Raw genomic sequence first — 18,013 nt, forward strand, 5'->3', positions numbered from 1 at the left:
AGCGTCGCGTACGCGTGGGCCGCGATCGCCGGTGGAAAGCCGTTGTCCAGCAGGACGGCCAGGCAGCGCTCGCGATTGGCCAACACGTTCGGCCCCATCGGGGTGTATTCGATCAACAGGGGCGCGACGTTGCCATGCCGGCTCAGCGCGTGAAACATGTGCTGCGCGAAGAAGGTACAAGCGTCTTGCCACGACAACGCTGCGAGCTCTGCCGCGTTGAGGTCGATCTCCCCGAGTATGTGGTCGATCACCAGCGAGACCAGCTGCGACCGATTGGAGAAGTGGCGGTACAGCGTGGCGGTACCCGACTCCAGGCGCTGCGCCAGCGACCGCATGGACAATGCTTCGGGCCCCTGGTCGTCGACGAGTTCGACAGCCGCGGCCAGGATGCGGTCCACCGGCAGGGCCGGGCGCCCGCGCGAACGGCGCGGCCTGCCAGTGTCGCTCGCGTCACGCAAGGCGGCTCTCCCGTTGCTTGACACCCCGAGGTATTACGAGCACACTGTATCCATAATTACTCTGCGATTCAACCACCCTGACAGCAAGGAACATTCGCCATGCTCCTCCCCCTGGCGGTAGAGCCCTTCACCGCTCCTACCGGTCGCGACATGCTTCCCTCCGAACGGCGCGAATTCGTGCGCACACACCGCACCTGCGTGTTCGGGTACCGCCGCCGCAACGACGGCCCGGCCATGTCGATCGTCTACTACATCCCCACCGACTCCGGCGAATTGCTGGTCTCCACCATGGCCGGGCGTGGGAAGGCCCGCATCGTCGAACGCGAGCCCCAGGTGAGCCTGTGCGTCCTCGACGAGCGGTGGCCGTTCGCCTATCTGCAGGTCTACGCAGACGCCACCATCGATCGAGACCGGGATCTGGCGGTCGACGTGATGATGGCCGTCGGCGGCCGGATGTCGGGCCAACCACTCGGCGACGAGGCCCGGCCGCACATCCAGGACATGTGTGAACGCGAGAACCGTGTGGTCATCCGCTGCCGGCCCTACTCCACCTTTGCGACGCCGCCGCGCCATCTGCACCGCAACGACCAGGCCCAGCAACTCAGCCATTGGGTGTCCGGCGTGATGCCTTGGGACGCAGCCGATCCGGCGGACTGATCACCCCGCGTAGCGGTCACGCAGCTTGCTCAGGGTCGCGTCAATGCCCGAGGCGTTGGCCTTCGCGAAACCCATCCGCTCGTAGTACTTCAGCCTGTTCTTGAGCGCACCGGCGTCGCGGTAGTCAAACGTCTCGGTGACCGTGGTCTGGGTCGGAGAGACCGCCTCGAATTCCCACCGCCAGCGGTGACCCAACGGGTGGCGCCATTCGACCAGTTCGTTCGGCGTCAATGCGGTGATCGTGCTGGTGATCCGGTAGGGAAGGCCGAACATCTTCATGTGCGTCGAAAACTTCGATCCCTCAACGAGTTGCGGTGGGACGCTGATGTTGTCGCGCACCGTGCCCGACCCGTCGAGTTCGTGGTGACGGCGTGGATCGGCGACTATCGCATACAGCTCCGCGGCCGGTGCGGCCACCTCGACCCTGCGGCTCACCTGTCGGGGTCCTCGATCGACAACCGTGACGGTCATAATGTCTCCTTCCGCTACCCGGTAGCGTAATCGGTGTCCGCGTATCCGGAATGTTCGGATTCACACCGGCGACGGCACGAAGCGCTCCGGCCAGCAACCTGAATGGGTCAACCGTGCGACCTCTTCGCGCAACGCGACGACATGACGACGGCATGCTGGAACGCCGAAACCCACGCGACAAGAATGCCGGTGCTGAAAGGACCCCACGCTTATGAGCCAGCCACTCTCGGGAAAGGTCGCGCTGATCACCGGCGCCGCGCGTGGGCAGGGCCGGGCACACGCGGTCCGCCTGGCCGCCGAGGGCGCCGACATCATTGCGGTTGACATCGCCGGACCGTTACCGCCCAGCGTTCCCTACGATTCGGCGACGCCCGATGACCTCGCCGAGACCGCACGACTGGTAAGCGCCAACGGCCGCAAGGTCATCACCGCCGACGCCGACATCCGCGATCTGGACGCCCTGACCGCGATCGTCGGCAACGCAGTGACAGAACTGGGCCGGCTCGACATCATTGTCGCGAACGCCGGGATATGCAGCCCCTCCCCCTGGAATCAGATCACCGCGCAGGCGTTCCGAGACACCATCGACACCAACGTCATCGGCACCTGGAACACCGTGATGGCCGGCGTGCAGCACATCATCGACGGCGATCGCGGGGGCTCGATCATCCTGATCGGATCCGCCGCCGGCATCAACATGCAGTCGTTCATGATCCACTACACCGCAAGCAAACACGCCGTCGTCGGGATGGCTCGCGCGTTCGCCGCCGAACTCGGCCGGTACAACATCCGCGTCAACAGCCTCAATCCCGGAGCGGTCGCCACCCCGATGGGGACCGGCCGGATGCGCGAAGCGCTGCAGGCGGCCGCCGACGACTACCCGCACCTGCGGGGCATGCACAAACCGCTGTTGCCCGAAGGCATCGCACAGCCCGAAGACATCGCTGACGCCGTGGCGTGGCTCGCCTCTGACCAATCCAGATTGGTCACCGCAAGCCAAGTTTCGGTCGACATCGGTGTCGGTTACGTCTGATGCGCCGCCTAGCCGACAAAACCTTCGTGGTCTGGTACATCGGCGGCGGATCGCACCTGCGGCAATAGGCCGCTCCCCCGGGCAGGCAGAATGGTGTGGTCAAGACCTGCCGGGGATCGAGAAGGAGCGGCATGCCCACCAGCGAATATCGGGTGAGCGGGATGAGCTGCGGGCACTGCGAGGCCGCCGTCCGCAGCGAGGTGGCCCAGATCCCGGGCGTCGACGACGTGACGGTCAGCGCCACCACCGGCAGGCTCGTCGTCACCGGCGGGCGGCCCATCGACGCGGACGCCGTCCTCGGTGCCGTCGACGAGGCCGGCTATGAGGCCGTCTTGGTCGCATGAGCACGCCCCCACGACAGATCGACGGGGGCGCCCTCCCCGGTACCGCCGCGTCCACCACTGCGCCCCGGATCGAGCTAGAGATCACCGGGATGACCTGCGCCTCCTGCGCGGCCCGGATCGAGAGAAAGCTGAACAAGCTCGACGGCGTCGCAGCGACTGTCAACTACGCCACCGAAAAGGCCGCCGTCACGGCTCCCGCCGGTTACGACGCGCGGATTCTCATCGGCGAGATCGAGAAGGCCGGTTACGCCGCCGCCGTGCCACCGCGCGTCCCGGAGCGCGGCCAGGATCAGGCGGCCTCGGCGACACCTGATGATCCCGAGCTGACCTCGCTGCGCCGGCGTCTGGTCACCGCGATCGTGTTGGCCGGCCCGGTCATCGCCATGGCCATGCTCCCCGTCCTGCAATTCCCCCGGTGGCACTGGGTCTCGCTGGTCCTGACCACGCCGGTGGTCGTGTGGTGCGGCCGGCCATTCCACGCGGCCGCCTGGACCAACCTCAAACACGGCGTGGCCACTATGGACACCCTCGTCTCGCTCGGCACCCTGGCGGCATTCCTGTGGTCGCTTTACGCGCTGTTTCTCGGGACGGCGGGCCAACCGGGCATGCAGCATGACTTCGAGCTGACCGTCGGGCGCGACGGCGCCCCGTGCCACGTCTACTTCGAAGTCGCCGCGGGCGTGACCCTGTTCGTCCTCGCCGGGCGCTACTTCGAAAGGCGGTCCAAGCGGACGGCCGGCGCCGCGCTGCGCACGCTGCTGACGCTGGGCGCCAAGGACGTCGCGGTGCTGCGCGACGGCGCCGAGACCCGCGTCCCGATCGAACGGCTCGCGGTCGGCGACCAGTTCGTCGTGCGTCCCGGCGAACGGATCGCCACCGACGGGATCGTCGTCGCGGGTTCCTCGGCCGTGGACGCCTCCATGCTGACCGGCGAGTCCGTCCCGGTCGAGATCGGCGAGGGTGACGCGGTCACCGGAGCCACCGTCAACGCCGGCGGGCGGCTCGTCGTCCGCGCCACCGGAGTCGGCGATGACACCCAGCTCGCACAGATGGCCAGGCTCGTCGAGCGTGCCCAATCCGGCAAGGCGCGGGTACAGCGCCTCGCCGACCGCGTCTCGGGGGTTTTCGTCCCCGTCGTCATGGCACTGGCGGTCGCGACCCTGGCCGGCTGGCTCGCGTCGGGCTTCTCGGTCACGACCGCCCTGACGGCCGCCGTCGCGGTGCTCATCATCGCCTGCCCGTGCGCCCTGGGGCTGGCGACTCCGACCGCCCTGCTGGTCGGCACCGGCCGCGCCGCTCAGCTCGGCGTGCTCATCAACGGGCCCGAGGTGCTCGAGTCGACCCGCAACGTCGACACGATCGTGCTCGACAAGACCGGCACCGTCACCACCGGCAAGATGACACTGGTCGACCTGATCGCCGGCGCCGACACCGACCGCACCACGCTGTTGCGCTACGCAGGCGCCCTGGAAGACGCCTCCGAGCATCCCGTCGCACGAGCAATCGCGCGCGGCGCCAGAGCTCAACTCGGCCCGCTCCCGGCACCCATCGACTTCACCGGGGTCGACGGCAGGGGCGCGCGGGGCATGGTCGACGGTCGCGGCGTCGTTGTCGGGCGCGAGAGCCTGCTGACCGAGTGGGGAATGCTCCTCGACGCCACCCTGTCCGCGGCCAAAGCCCGCGCCGAGAGCAAGGGCATGACCGCGGTCGCCGTCGGCTGGGACGGCCTGGCCAGGGGCATCCTGGTGGTCGCCGACACCGTCAAACCGTCCAGCGCCGAGGCGGTGCGGCAGTTCACCGGGCTGGGCCTGACGCCGGTGCTGCTGACTGGCGACAACACCACCGTCGCCGCCCATATCGCCGACGAACTCGGCATCTCGCAGGTCATCGCCGACGCCACGCCCGCCGACAAGGTCGTCGCCGTCAAACGCCTGCAATCCGAGGGCAAGGTGGTCGCCATGGTCGGTGACGGCGTCAACGACGCCGCGGCGCTGGCCGCCGCCGACCTGGGCCTGGCCGTGGGCACGGGCACTGACGTCGCGATCCAGTCCGCCGACCTCACGGTGATCCGCGGTGACCTACGCGCCGCTGTCGACGCGATCCGGCTCTCCCGGCGAACCTTGGCCACCATCAAGACCAACTTGCTGTGGGCGTTCGGATACAACCTCGCCGCGATCCCCCTGGCCGCGCTTGGCATGCTCAACCCGATGTTCGCCGGCGCCGCGATGGCGGCCTCCAGCCTTCTGGTCGTCGGTAACAGCCTGCGGCTGCGCTCGTTCACCAGCGTCATCACAGACGCATGAATTGGGGAGCGCGCGCCACGCACATCTGGTCGGCTCACACGCAGAAACGGTCGGGTGACGGGCAGCGATCGTATGGGATAGTGGGTCCGGCCGCCGCCTTCGGTGATCCCGACGGGCCCTTCGATGCTCACCTCACCCGCGCGCAGCGATCGATCTAGCAAAGGTCACGACCGTTGGAGCAGTTCTTCGGACAACTGTCCCTGTTGCACGGCTGGTTTCCGCCGGCCGTGCAGGGCCTGACCCTGCTCGTGCTGATCGTCGCGATCCATTGGCGCTCACGACGCTGGCTCAAGCGCGTGCTGCCGGCGGCGGTGATCGCGGCCGTCGCGGTGACCCTGCTGGCCCGGTGGTACATCACCTCGCTCGGGGTGGCCGGCGACCCGGCACCGACGACGCTGTGGCTCTGGATCGCGATGAGCGGCCTGGCCGCCGCGGTCTTCCTGGTGGGCTGGCGGGGAATCCGCTGGTGGCGGCGCGGGGTGGCGGTGCTGGCGATGCCGCTGTGCGTCCTGTGTGCGGCCATGGCGCTCAACGGCTGGGTGGGCTACTTTTCCACGGGACTCGCCGCATGGAATCAACTGACGTCCGTACCGCTGCCCGACCAGATCGACCGGCTTCGGGTCACCGAGATGCAGATCGCCGGGACCAGGCCGACCAAGGGCGTGGTGGTGCCGGTGGACATCGACGACAACCGCTCCCACTTCGCCCACCGCCGCGAATTGGTCTATCTGCCTCCCGCATGGTTCAACAGCAACCCGCCACCTCGGTTGCCGGCCGTCATGATGGTCAGCTCGGCCTTCAACACCCCGGCTGACTGGCTGGGCCCGGGCGGCGCCTTCACCGCCATCGACAACTTCGCTGCCGCACACCACGGGTTCTCCCCGGTGCTGGTGTTCGTCGATCCCACCGGTTCCTTCGACAACGACACCGAGTGCGTCAACGGCAGCCGCGGCAACGCCGCCGATCATCTGACGAAGGACATAGAGCCCTTTATGGTGTCGAACTTCGGCGTCAGCGCTGATCGGGCCAACTGGGGAGTCGCCGGATGGTCGATGGGCGGTACCTGCGCCGTGGATCTCGCCGTCATGCACCCGGAGCTGTTCAGCGCGTTCGTGGACATCGCGGGTGATCGCGGGCCCAACGGCGGATCCAAGGATCAAACCGTCGCCCGGCTGTTCGGCGGCAATCACGACGCCTGGGCCGCCTTCGACCCGGTCACCGTGATGACGAAGCACGGTCACTACGACGGCCTGTCGGGATGGTTCGAAGTGCCCGGATCCGACGGTGCCCACAACGTCGCGCCGGAAGGCAATCCCGCCCTCATTTCGTCCAGCAGCGATCCTGCGGCCAACCCCGAGGGGCAGGACGTCGCGGCGAACTCGCTGTGTGCCGTCGGCACCGCCAACGGCATCGCCTGCGCTGTGGTCACCCAGCCGGGCAAGCACGACTGGCCGTTCGCCGCTCAGGCGTTTGCTACGGCGCTCCCCTGGCTGGCCTCGACGCTGGGCACACCCAATGTCGAGCCGGTGCAGCTGCCGCAACGGACCGCCGCCGGAGAGCCGCATTGATTTCGGTGATCTGCTTGCATTCATCGGTGATAACCGGGGTCGGCGAGAATTCACAGCTGACCCTCCCGTAACGGAGCCGACATATGGGCACGGCGAATGGTACGGTTCGCGGCTGTGGCCTTGATGTTGTGCACCAACGGCGGTTCCTACGGGGACCCGTTTGTTGCGCGGCGCGCCACAATAAGCGGGCGAATATTCGGGCCGGATTCGCTATTTCTGTTACCGCGTGATCATTTGATCGACGCCCTCGCTTGTCAGCCATGAACCGCCGCCAGTTCCTTGGATCGCTCGCCGCGTCAGTCGTCGCCGGCGTAGGCGCTGCGCGGCTCATCGTCGATCCGCAGCCCCGCACGTTTGCCCAAACCCCGGCGGCCGACATACCGACCTCCGGCCCGACCGCCCCGCAGGCCCTTTTGCCGCCCCCTCCGCTCAGCTCCCGCATCCCGCTGCCCGGCGGCGGGGCCCTGATGAAAATCCCCGGCGAGGGCGACCTGCTCGCGCTTACCGTCGACGACGGCGTCAACAGCGAGGTGGTGCGGGCCTACACGCAATTCGCCAAGGACACCGGCATCCGGCTGACCTATTTCGTCAACGGGATCTACGACTCGTGGACCGACAACTTAGACCTGCTTCGGCCATTGGTGGACAGCGGGCAGATCCAGCTCGGCAACCACACCTGGTCACACCCGGACATGACCACACTGTCGAAAGAGCAAGTAGCCGAACAGCTCTCGCGCAACGACACGTTCCTGAAGAATACGTACGGCATCGGCGCGAAGCCGTATTGGCGGCCGCCGTACGCGAAGCGCAACGCCGCCGTGGACGCGGTGGCCGCCGACCTCGGTTATCAGGTCCCCACCTTGTGGTCGGGCTCGCTGTCGGATTCGACGTTGATCACCGAGGAGTACATCGTGCAGATGGCCGATCAGTACTTCACACCGCAGGCCATCGTCATCGGGCACCTCAATCATCTGCCGGTGACGCATGTCTATCCGCAACTCGTCGACGTCATCCGCGATCGGAACCTTCGCACCGTCACACTCAACGACGTATTCCTGAAGACCCCGTAGGGGCGGCAGCGGCGCACATCGCATCGCTGAATTCGGCTCCCGCGGTCCGCATCGCTCCCGCGAATTGATGTCTATTGCCAGGGACATCAAATGGTGATTTCATGTACATCATCATGGACACGAAAAGTCGGCGCTACGACATGCAGGCTCGCAGGGAGTCAACGACGGCCACGCGCAACGCCATCGTGGAGGCGGCCATCGATGCGGTCACGGCGGAACGCTCTCTGGGTATCACGCTGGGAGCGGTAGCCGAGCGTGCCGGCGTCACCGTGAAGACGGTGCTTCGCCATTTCGGCAGCCGCGAATCGCTTATCGAGGCGGCATATCTAACGGTCCGCCAAGCGGTGCTGGCCGAACGGGTCCCGCCACCCGGCGACGCCGAAGCGGCGATGACGGTACTCATCGAGCACTACGAGGGCCGCGGGGACATGATGCTCGGCCTGCTCGCCGAGGAGGATGACGATCCGCGAGCGCGACTGATGTGCGAGGGCGGGCGAACTCTGCACCGCAGATGGGTGGAGGACGTGTTCGTCACCGAGTTGCCCTTCGAACCGACTGAACGGGATCGGATCATCGATGCGCTCGTCGTGGCCACCGACGTATACAGCTGGAAGCTGCTGCGCCGCGACCGAGGTTTGACCGTCGCCGAGGTCCGCGACCGCATGATGCTGATGATCGACGGCGTACTCGCGGTATCGCAGGGAGCTGACGCGCGGGCGGCGCTATGAAGATTCTGTTCGTTGTGTTCGATGGTGGCGGCAACATTCCGCCGCAGCTGGCAGTCGCCCGGTCACTGCGCGCCCGCGGCGCAGAGGTTCGTTTCCTCGGTCACCGCGGTGTCCGCCAGCGCGTGGAGTCCGACGGGTTCCCGTTCGAGACATTCACGTCCGGAACCGATTTCGACCCGACCGCGCAGCAACCGCTGCTTCGCATGATGGCCAGCATGGTCCGGGTCGCAATGGACCGCCGGCTGGGCCGCGAAGCGGTGCGAGCCGCACACCGCCACCACACCGATGTGGTGGTAGTCGACGTGCTACTGACCGCGGCCATCTACGAGGTTGCGGCGCAGGGCATCCCGACAGTCGTCTTCGGGCACTGCTTCCATCGGACCATCCAAGACCTCGCCGCCGGTCCGATCGGGTGGCTGATGCGCCTCAAAGGCACGCCGCCCGACCGCCTAGAACGAACCGGGGCACTGCAAATCGTCAGCGCCCGCGCCGAACTCGACCCGATGCGCGGCACCCCTGAAGTCCGACATGTCGGCGTTGTCTGGCAAGGCATTCCGTCTGCGGCATCCCCGCTGCCGGTGCCCCGGATTCTCGTCAGCCTGAGCACCGTCGCCTACGCGGGTCAGCGGCGCATGCTACAAAGGATCCTCGACGCCATCGAGCCCCTGCCCGTGCGTGCGACGGTAACGATCGGACCGGCCATCGATTCATCCGGGCTACGCGTGCCGGCGAACTCGTCGCTGCACGCCTGGCTCGACCATGACGAGGTTCTGGCAACCGCCTCCCTGGTCGTCGGCCACGGTGGGCACAGCACGGCGATGCGGGCGCTGTCTTTTGGTGTGCCCCAGGTGATCATGCCCGCCAACACGCTGATCGACCAACGGCGCGTTGGCGCTGCCATCCAAAACCTCGGCGCGGGCATCCTATTGCGTAAACACGTAGGCGTTCGGCGTATCCGCGCAGCGATCAGCGCGGTGCTGCAGGACCCGACCTACCGGGAAGCGGCTGGGATCTTCGGTGACCAGATCCGCCGAATCGACGGCGCGGAAGTCGCGGCCGCCGCGATCAGCGAGTTCACGAAGACGTCTGCGGCTCAGGCGATCCGGCAAGGACATTGAGAACGTAAGTCTTCGAAACGCCCGGACCCGGTGGTGTCCGGCCGACGTCAACCGCCAGTCGTCTCGGCGTCGCTGGCGAGCAACAATCGTCTGGGTCTCGCGCAGCTCCCCCAGCCGTCGATCGCCCAGCACTTCGGCCCACCGTTTCTCCAGAGCGACCGCGTCAGAACGCCGGAATTCCTGCGCCGTCGACGGCGCTGGACGCCACGGATACCATTCGGCAATTCTTCAGCCAGAGACATCGGTAGAAAAAGCCACAATCTCTAAAAAATTAGAGATTGGTCTTCCGCTGGCGGCCCCCTGATTGTTACCGTTCCGTAATGCGTCGGGCCGGGGGAGTGTTCGCAGCACTGCTGGTATTCGCTTCGGCGCTCGTGGGAATCGCAAACGCGCGAGCCGACGGCGGGGACGAACCGCAGTATGCGGACTTCTACACCCCGCCGGATCCGCTGCCGCCCGGCCAACCGGGCGATCTGATCCGTACCGAGCCGTCGCGGCTGGTGCTGGAGCCATCCGGTCAGCTTGGCGCGATCATGGCCACCGGCACCCGGATCATGTACCGCAGCACCGATACGCGGGGTAACCCGATCGCGGTCACCGGCACCTACTTCGAGCCCTATAACGACTGGCCCGGCGGCGGACCACGGCCGTTGATCAGCTACGCACCCGGCACCCAGGGCCAGGGCAATCAGTGCGCCCCGTCGCGAATGTTCAACCAGGGCATCCACTATTCGGGTGGCTGGGACATCATGTTCAACTACGAGGAGCTGTTCGTCGCCACCATGGTCGCCCGTGGCTTCGCCATCGTGATGACCGACTACCAGGGCCTGGGCACCCCGTCGATGCACACCTACGTGGGCCGGGTGGCCGAGGGCCAGGCCGTGCTCGATGCGGCCCGCGCCGCCATGAGGCTGCCCGGCACATCGTTGAATCCCCATGGCCCGGTGGCCTTTTGGGGCTACTCACAAGGCGGTGGCGCTTCCGCGTCGGCGGCCGAGCTCGCCTCGCAATATGCCCCCGACCTTCATATCGTGGGCACCTACGCCGGGGCACCGCCGGCCGACCTCAAGGAGCTGTTTCCCTATGCCGACGGCAGCGTCCTGGTCGGCGTCGTCGGGTACGCGCTCAACAGTGTGATGGCCGCCTACCCGGAGTTCGCCGACACCATTCGCTCCAAGATGACACCGCGCGGGCTGGCGATGCTGGAGTCGGTGTCACGCCAGTGTGTGGGCCAGACCCTGCTGGACTTCATGTTTCGTCACCTGCAGCCCTACTTCACCGAAGACATCTACAAATTGGTCAACGAGGAACCGTTCAATACCCTGTTCGACGCGCAGCGGATCGGGCGCTTCAAACCCAATGCGCCGGTGATGATCGACAGCAATCGCTACGACCCGCTGGTGCCCTGGACGGCGGCCAACCAGCTCGGCCGCGACTGGTGCGCCCAGAATGCCGACGTGGAATTCCGCACCAACGAAGAACCGCCCTTCCTCAACAAGCTCATCATCAACCACGCGCTGCCGATGCTGGTCGACGGCGAACCGGCCATGCAATGGATTGCCGCCCGCTTCAACGGCGAGCCCACCGCACCGAACTGCGGCCAGTTCTAACGGATTCCCGTGATCCGGGCCGCCGTCGCGGCCGCCGGATAAACTGGGGTGTATCGCTGCACGTAGAAAGCACAACGCGCCGGAGCGGCGCCGCCAGCTCGCCGACGCCGCGATCGAGCTGTTGGGCGCCAACGGGGTGCACGGCGTCAGTCACCCGAAAGTCGACGACCACGCCGGCGTGCCGGCCGGCACCACGTCGTTCTACTTCCGGACCCGCAAGGCGCTGATGCACGCCATGGCGACGCGTCTGGCCGAACTCGACGTCGCCGACTTCTCGATGATGGCCGAACTCGCCGAGGATCCCGGGACACAGTTCACCGGCACCGCGGGCTTGGCCCGCATCGTCATGTACGTCAACAGCGAACCCTGGTTGACCCGCGCCAAGGCGCGCTACGAGCTTGCGCTGCTCGCCGGCCGGGACCCGGAACTGGCCGCGGCCCTCAACGAATCCGCGGACCGGCTCTACGCGCTGGCGCGCAACGTCGTCACCCAATGGCATCCCGCCGACAGCGCGCCGGATCCGGCATTGGTCGACGACCAGGCGATCGCCACGCTGGCGTTCATCAACGGAATCATGCTGACCTTCGTCGCCGGCCAGCCGGTCGTCTCCGATCCCGAGCACCTGGACCGGCTGATCCAGGGCGTCATCGCCGGCGTCGCTCATGTTCGCCGGGAGTGACGGACCGATTGTGGGGCTCGCGTTTCCGCCTAGGGCTATCGCAGGGCTGCACGCGCCCGTGCAAGCTCGGGAAGCCGACTGTCTTTCGGGATCTTCTCGACGGCATCGACAAGATGCTTTCGCGCCGGCTCCCCGCGCAGGTCGAAATCGTCAAGGCTCGCGCGGAGTTCAAAGAGGCGCGCACCTTGGCGGCGGGCGACCTCGCGGGCGGCGGCGAGGTCGTCGCCGCGCGCGTTCGACTCCGTGTGGGTCTGCGCCCGGGCTCGCAGCAGTTCGGCGTCGTAGAAACGCACGCCGGTGTCAGCTGCGAATTGCAGCGCCGTATCGAGACGGGCACGCGCCTGGTCTACCTGCTCGCCGGCGATCAACAGCCGTCCCAGAATGCACCAATAGAAGGGCCTATACGTGCTGGCTCCCAGCGCCTGCCAGACCTCGATCACCTGCGTCATCGCCTCGATGTGGGGTGCCAGCGAGGTGGGGTCGGGATTGCGCGCAGCGATAGCGGCCTGCCCGTCGACCATCGCTTTTTCGGTCGCGCCAAGCAGCTGCCAATACAGATAGTCGAGCCCGTATCGGTCGGAGGTGTCCGCTATTTCGCGGACCAGTTCGCGAGCGCGATCGTACTGAGAGGTCTCCGCGCATACCCAGATATCCATGTCGATGGCATAGAGATGGTTGTAGGGCTTTTGTGGATAACCGAGCTGGCTCGCGCGGACGACGGCGCTCTTGAGTTGCACCTCGGCACCGCCGAGATCCCCTTGCACCAGGCGTAGCCAGGCCAGGTGTTCGTGTGCCGAGGCCACCGGGTCGTGTGGGACGAACCAGATGGCCTGGATCCGCTCCTCGTATTCCTCAGCTAAACCCGTCGCCTGCTCGAAATATGTCCTCGCGGTATCGAATTCACCGCGCAGCCAGGCCACGACGCCCGCCGAGCCGGCTAGGGCGGGCCGGAACCATTCTCGCCCGTGCTCGGTGGCCGCCTGTGCGACCTGTAACAGCGAATCAACCCGGCGCAGGTCCGAACGCCAAAGGTAGTAGGCGCCCACGGCGGGCAGCGTCGCAAATAGCTCGTCGTCGCGCAGATCAGTACCCGCAAGCTGCAAGCACCGCTCGAAATCTGAAGCGGCAACCGGGCTTTGGGCCCCTTCAGCGGTGGCAGTGAGGTAGCCGCGTTCCAGCCGCGGGGCGATCTCGCGGTGATCGCGGTCCGGGCCGGGCGGGCATTGCTCAACTTGAGTGAGGGCGAGCGTCAGGTAGGTGCGGGCTTCGGCGAGGGCGCCGCGGCGGCGTGCCGCGGCCGTCGCCCGTTGGTATGCCGACGCGGCATCGGCGTGCCGGGCGCCCTGCTCGTAATGAGAGGCAACCAGTGGCCAGTCGGGGTCACCAGTCATGGTGTTGACCAAGGCGTCGGCGACCTTCGCGTGCAATTTGCGCCGCACGCTCGGGGGAGCGAGTTCGTCGGCGACCTCGCGAAGTAGCTCATGGCGGAAACGGCAGCCGGCGTTTCCGGTGCGTTCGAACACGCCCGCGTCCGTGAGGCGGTCGATGACTTCGTCGACCTTTTGCTCGTCGAGATCCACCACCGTGATCAACAGCGATCGGTCGATGTGGCGGCCGATGACCGCGGCGGCCTCCACCACCGGCACCACGTTGTTGCCGCCGCGCAGCTGTGCGAACAGCGGTTCGTACAGCGCGTCAGGCACGTGGGTGCCGTCCGATGGCGCCATATGCAGCCCCGCCACGACCTGCTCGATGTAGAAGGGCACCCCGTCACAACGGCGTCGCACCTCCGCGCGCTCTTCGGCGCTTGCAGTCGGGTCTAGCGCGACGATGAGCTCATCGGCCTCTTCGTCCGTCAATGGCGTCAAGTTGAATTGCTCTACCTGCCAATGGTTGGGCAGCGACTTTTCGTCGCGACTGGTCACCACGACAAGCAGCTGTCCGCTGCCAGCGTTCAGCATCGCCTCGACCACTTCCAGCGTCGGGGGATCGAACCACTGCAGGTCCTCGGCGACGAGCAGCGCCGGCGCTTCGCCCAGGCAACCCGTGAGGTAGGAGCGCACCGTCGCGGCGATCAACTGCTCCAACCTGCGGCCCTCAGCTTCGACCGGCTCGTAGCCGTATTCTTGTCCGACTCCCAGGACCGGTGCGAGTGCCGGCACCGCGGTATCCGGGTCTAGCCCGCGCGCAACTATTTCGGTTCGGAGCAGACGCAGCCGCTCCACCGGATCGGTTACGCGAGTTATGCCGCACCGGCGCTCCAGCAGGACGCGGATCGGGTGCAAGCCCACGTGGGTGTGGAAGGGAGACCCGGCCAGCTCCAGAACTACCGCGCCCGACGGCTTGACCAGCTCGGTGGCTTCGGCCACTAGCCGGCTCTTGCCGACGCCCGGTTCGCCGCAGAACAACAGCCCGGGACTTTTGAGCGCGCCGGCTCGTGCCCGCTGCCAGTGTGTGTTCAGCTGCGCCAGCTCGCGATGGCGGCCCACCAGAGGTCCATTGACGCGCGCCGGTCGCTCAACGCGTTCGCTGTCGACGCGGTGGTGAGCGATCAACCCGGCCACACCCTTGACCGGGGCGGCGGCTTGCTCTTCGAGTTCGAAGTCGTTGCGCACCAATGCCGCAACCGGATTGGAAACCACCACAGAGTTCGGTGCTGCCAGTCCCGAGAGGCGGGCGGCCAAGTTCGCCGCCAACCCATACACATCGTCCTGTGCGGTGTCCAGGTACACCAGCCCGCGGTGCACCCCGACGCGCACGGCGACGTCGATCCCGAACCGGCGGTGGGTCTGCTCGCTGAGCCTTGCTACCCCGCGGGCAATGTCCAGTGCCGCGTGCACCGCCCGTTTGACGTCGTTCTCATGTGCAGCCGGGTGACCGAACACCGCCAGCAATCCGTCCCCCTTGGTGGAGCCGATGTGACCCTCATAGCTGTCCACCGTGCGCGAAACGATATCCCGGTAGCCTCCAACCACCAACCGATAAATCTCCGGCTCCACGCGGGTCGACAACACGGTTGAATCGACCACGTCGGCGAACAGAATCGTGAGCCGCCGGATCTCCCCGCCCACGCCGGGCGCGGCCGACAGCAAGTCCTCGGCGTCGGCATTCGCATGGTCGATGGCAAGTACCTGACCGGCCAAGGCCGTCGCCGTCCTAGGGTCACCACGATTGATTGCAGACACGGCGCGATCGACCAGCTCGTCGATTGATGCGCCAAGCTCGCTATGGGTACTTTCGCTCTCCGCCGGCATGCCCCGGCCGTCCGTCACGTGGAATATCGTCTCACCATCGACGCATAGGCAGCCTGATTTTCAGATGCCCAGCAAACTGGTGGCCGTCACCGCGCGTCGAACATCGCGTCGATGAGCCGGTGCAGCACCTGTCCGGTTTCCCGGCGGGTCCGTTGCGGGTCGTCGGCGGTCGCGATGACCATGGCCGCCTCGTCGAGTGCGCCGATCAGCACGTGCGCCAACGGCCGCACCGGCTGCTCGGCCAGTTGGCCGGCCCGGATCGCCTCGGTGAGCATCTGCTCGGTCATGCCCAGGCTGTACCGCTGCGCGACATCGCGGAATTCGGCCCAGCCGAGCACGCTCGGTGCGTCCAGCAGGATCAGCTGGCGCACTTCGGGATCGCCGGAGACGTCGAGCCACGCGTCGACCGCGGCCCGGACCGCTTCCGTCGGTGTGCTGGCTCCGGACTCGGCCACCATGACCGCCATCCGCGCCATGACGTCCTGCTCGACGACCTCGACGACCTCGCGCAATAGCGCTGCCTTGTCGGCGAATTGGTGGTACATCGCCCCCCGGGTCACCCCAGCGACGGTGGCGATTTCCGGCGTTCCCACTTCGGCGTAGCCCCGCTGCCCCCACAGCGTGCGGGCAGCCGCAATCAACGCATCGCGGGTCGCCGCGGAGCGCTCTTCCTGGGTCCGTCTCTTGATTTCCATACAACCTGTTGGTAATTTACGAACAGACAGCCTGTTTGTAAGTGTATCTCTGAAGTAGGAGTTTGCTATGTCGACGATCGACATTAGTGCTGGAACCATCCATTACGAAGCAACCGGACCCGAGGACGGCAGGCCGGTGGTCTTCGTGCACGGGTACATGATGGGCGGCCAATTGTGGCGCCAGGTCAGTGAGCGTCTGGCCGCTCGCGGTCTGCGCTGCATCGCCCCGACCTGGCCCTTGGGCGCGCATCCGGAGCCGCTGCGCCGCGGCGCCGACCAGACCATCACCGGTGTCGCCGGCATGGTCGCCGAGGTGCTCGCCGCGCTCGACCTGCAGGACGTGGTGCTGGTCGGCAACGACACCGGCGGCGTCGTCACCCAGCTGGTGGCCGTGCACCATCGCGAGCGGCTGGGTGCGTTGGTGCTCACGAGTTGCGATGCGTTCGAACACTTCCCGCCGCCGATCCTGCGCCCGCTGCTCCTGGCCGCAAAGTCGAAGACGTTGTTCCGCACCGCGATTCAGGCGGTCCGCGCACCGGCCGTGCGCGCACGCGCGTTTAACGGCCTGGCACATAGCAACATCGATGACCTCACCTCGGTCTGGGTGCGTCCGGCGTTATCGCTACCCGCGGTCGCCGAAGATCTGCGGCAGTTCACGCTTTCGATGCGCACCGAGGTGACAACGACGGTGGCGGCCCGGCTGTACGACTTCGACAAGCCGACGCTCATCGCCTGGTCGGCCGACGACGTGTTCTTCGAGCAGGAAGACGGGGCGCGGCTGGCCGCGACCATTCCCAACGCCCGCCTCGAAGTCATCGCGGGGGCCAGGACCTTTTCGATGGTCGATCAGCCCGACCGGCTCGCCGATCTGCTCTCGACGATCGCGGTGCGCACCTGACCGACCGGCCTTAGACGCCACCGCGGCGCATCCCGCCGCTCGCGGTAGCGTCTTGGTCATGTCAGATTCGACGTCTTCCCTGGTCGGCAGGCGGATCCTGGTCACCGGCGGCGCTACCGGTATCGGCGCGGCCGCCGTCGAAGTCCTCACGGCGGCGGGAGCCAAGGTCGCGGCGACTCATCACCAGACACCACCGCCGGACGGCCTCGCGGCCGAGTGGTTGCAGTGCGACGTGCGCGAGGCCGAGGCCGTCTCGGCGATGGTTCGTGAAGCGGCGCGGCGTCTCGGTGGACTCGATGTGCTGGTGAACGCCGCGGGGTTGTGGCAGGCGGGGATTCCCGGCTACATCGGCGCCGACGACATCTCGTTTCTGTTGGACACGAACGTCAAGTCGACCATCCTCACCAACCAGGCTGCCTATGCGGTGATGAAAGACCAAGAACCCAAGGGCGGTCGCATCATCAACTTCGGGTCCTCGGAAGCCGTGATGGGCAGCCCGATCTCGGCCGTCTACGCCGCGACCAAGGGCGCGGTGCAGGCGTGGACGCGGTCGGCCGCCAAAGCCTGGGCCGCCAACAACATCACCGTCAACGCCCTTGCACCCGCGGTGCAGACGGCGGGTGCCGACCGGTTGCGCGATTTCCTCGGTCCTGACGCCGCGGCCCTGATCGACCAGCAGATGCAAATGATGATCCCGCTCGGCGGCACGCTGGGCGAGCCCGCCCGCGACGTCGGTCCGATGCTGGTTTTCCTGGCCGGCCCCGGCTCGGGCTTCATCACCGGTCAACTGCTGGCGGTGGACGGCGGCCTGATGATGGTCGGCGGATAGGCCCCCGAGGGGCGATGACCTTGATGACCAACCGCACTGCGCGGCATCAGCTTTCGTCGTTGTCTTCCGACGCGGCCGGCTGACCGCCGCGACGCCGGCGGCCGGAGATGCCCATCGACCGCGATTGTGAGACCTCACGCCGATATTCGCGCGCTCGGTTCCTGAGCAGGATCAGCGACCTGTGCAACTCAAAGAGCATGGGACCAATGATGGCCCGCGGACGTGAACGAACCCGCTATACACGCGGTCCTCGATCGGGAATCCTGGGCGAAATGGGCATGACGATTCCACAACGCGA

Annotated in this window: 16 protein-coding genes; 12 read left to right on the forward strand and 4 right to left on the reverse strand. The window is 66.8% G+C overall.

What is annotated here, in order from left to right; all coding sequences use genetic code 11:
• On the reverse strand, positions 1 to 398 hold a 398-nt coding region (locus VFW69_RS06435; RefSeq protein ID WP_526499372.1), incomplete at its 3' end, for a TetR/AcrR family transcriptional regulator.
• A gap of 159 nt (positions 399 to 557) precedes the next feature.
• Between VFW69_RS06435 and VFW69_RS06440 the strand changes: the two genes are divergently transcribed.
• Entirely contained in the window at positions 558 to 1,115 is a 558-nt protein-coding gene (locus VFW69_RS06440) for a pyridoxamine 5'-phosphate oxidase family protein (protein WP_526499314.1), read from the forward strand.
• Here the strand turns inward: VFW69_RS06440 and VFW69_RS06445 are convergent, their stop codons facing one another.
• A complete protein-coding gene (locus VFW69_RS06445) occupies positions 1,116 to 1,586 on the reverse strand; it encodes an SRPBCC family protein (RefSeq protein ID WP_526499316.1) in 471 nt (156 codons plus the stop codon).
• A gap of 211 nt (positions 1,587 to 1,797) precedes the next feature.
• On the opposite strand from VFW69_RS06445, the gene VFW69_RS06450 reads away from it, so the two are divergent.
• The 9 genes from VFW69_RS06450 to VFW69_RS06490 all read left to right on the forward strand — a co-directional run bounded on the left by VFW69_RS06450 (position 1,798) and on the right by VFW69_RS06490 (position 12,039).
• On the forward strand, positions 1,798 to 2,619 hold the full coding sequence (locus tag VFW69_RS06450) for a mycofactocin-coupled SDR family oxidoreductase (RefSeq protein ID WP_526499318.1): 822 nt from the start codon (positions 1,798 to 1,800) through the stop codon (positions 2,617 to 2,619).
• Positions 2,620 to 2,750: 131 nt separating this feature from the next.
• Positions 2,751 to 2,963 (forward strand): heavy-metal-associated domain-containing protein, encoded by a 213-nt coding sequence (locus VFW69_RS06455; protein ID WP_526499320.1) that lies wholly within the window; start codon positions 2,751 to 2,753, stop codon positions 2,961 to 2,963.
• Positions 2,960 to 5,266, forward strand: a complete 2,307-nt coding sequence (locus VFW69_RS06460) for a heavy metal translocating P-type ATPase (RefSeq protein WP_526499322.1) — start codon at positions 2,960 to 2,962, stop codon at positions 5,264 to 5,266. The genes VFW69_RS06455 and VFW69_RS06460 overlap by 4 nt, the downstream gene beginning before the upstream one ends.
• A gap of 173 nt (positions 5,267 to 5,439) precedes the next feature.
• Positions 5,440 to 6,834 (forward strand): alpha/beta hydrolase, encoded by a 1,395-nt coding sequence (locus VFW69_RS06465; protein ID WP_526499324.1) that lies wholly within the window; start codon positions 5,440 to 5,442, stop codon positions 6,832 to 6,834.
• Between the two features lie 260 nt (positions 6,835 to 7,094).
• Positions 7,095 to 7,904: a polysaccharide deacetylase family protein gene (locus tag VFW69_RS06470; RefSeq protein WP_526499326.1), complete on the forward strand. Its 810-nt coding sequence runs from the start codon at positions 7,095 to 7,097 to the stop codon at positions 7,902 to 7,904.
• A 101-nt stretch (positions 7,905 to 8,005) separates the two neighbouring features.
• Positions 8,006 to 8,632 (forward strand): TetR/AcrR family transcriptional regulator, encoded by a 627-nt coding sequence (locus VFW69_RS06475; RefSeq protein ID WP_526499328.1) that lies wholly within the window; start codon positions 8,006 to 8,008, stop codon positions 8,630 to 8,632.
• Positions 8,629 to 9,750, forward strand: coding sequence for a glycosyltransferase (locus VFW69_RS06480; RefSeq protein ID WP_526499330.1), 1,122 nt, complete (start codon positions 8,629 to 8,631; stop codon positions 9,748 to 9,750). Before VFW69_RS06475 ends, VFW69_RS06480 begins: the two co-directional genes overlap by 4 nt.
• 320 nt (positions 9,751 to 10,070) lie before the next feature.
• On the forward strand, positions 10,071 to 11,360 hold the full coding sequence (locus VFW69_RS06485) for a lipase family protein (RefSeq protein WP_526499332.1): 1,290 nt from the start codon (positions 10,071 to 10,073) through the stop codon (positions 11,358 to 11,360).
• A 43-nt stretch (positions 11,361 to 11,403) separates the two neighbouring features.
• A complete protein-coding gene (locus VFW69_RS06490) occupies positions 11,404 to 12,039 on the forward strand; it encodes a TetR/AcrR family transcriptional regulator (protein WP_526499374.1) in 636 nt (211 codons plus the stop codon).
• Between the two features lie 35 nt (positions 12,040 to 12,074).
• Here the strand turns inward: VFW69_RS06490 and VFW69_RS06495 are convergent, their stop codons facing one another.
• Both VFW69_RS06495 and VFW69_RS06500 read right to left on the reverse strand, forming a co-directional pair.
• Entirely contained in the window at positions 12,075 to 15,182 is a 3,108-nt protein-coding gene (locus tag VFW69_RS06495) for an ATP-binding protein (protein ID WP_526499334.1), read from the reverse strand.
• A gap of 197 nt (positions 15,183 to 15,379) precedes the next feature.
• Positions 15,380 to 15,988, reverse strand: coding sequence for a TetR/AcrR family transcriptional regulator (locus VFW69_RS06500; protein ID WP_526499336.1), 609 nt, complete (start codon positions 15,986 to 15,988; stop codon positions 15,380 to 15,382).
• 67 nt (positions 15,989 to 16,055) lie between these two features.
• On the opposite strand from VFW69_RS06500, the gene VFW69_RS06505 reads away from it, so the two are divergent.
• Positions 16,056 to 16,886 (forward strand): alpha/beta fold hydrolase, encoded by an 831-nt coding sequence (locus VFW69_RS06505; RefSeq protein WP_526499338.1) that lies wholly within the window; start codon positions 16,056 to 16,058, stop codon positions 16,884 to 16,886.
• Positions 16,887 to 16,944: 58 nt separating this feature from the next.
• Positions 16,945 to 17,715, forward strand: a complete 771-nt coding sequence (locus tag VFW69_RS06510; RefSeq protein WP_526499340.1) for an SDR family NAD(P)-dependent oxidoreductase — start codon at positions 16,945 to 16,947, stop codon at positions 17,713 to 17,715.
• Positions 17,716 to 18,013: the final 298 nt, after the last annotated feature.

It is taken from the genome of Mycobacterium sp., from assembly GCF_036273375.1.
In the GTDB taxonomy this organism is placed as follows: domain Bacteria; phylum Actinomycetota; class Actinomycetes; order Mycobacteriales; family Mycobacteriaceae; genus Mycobacterium.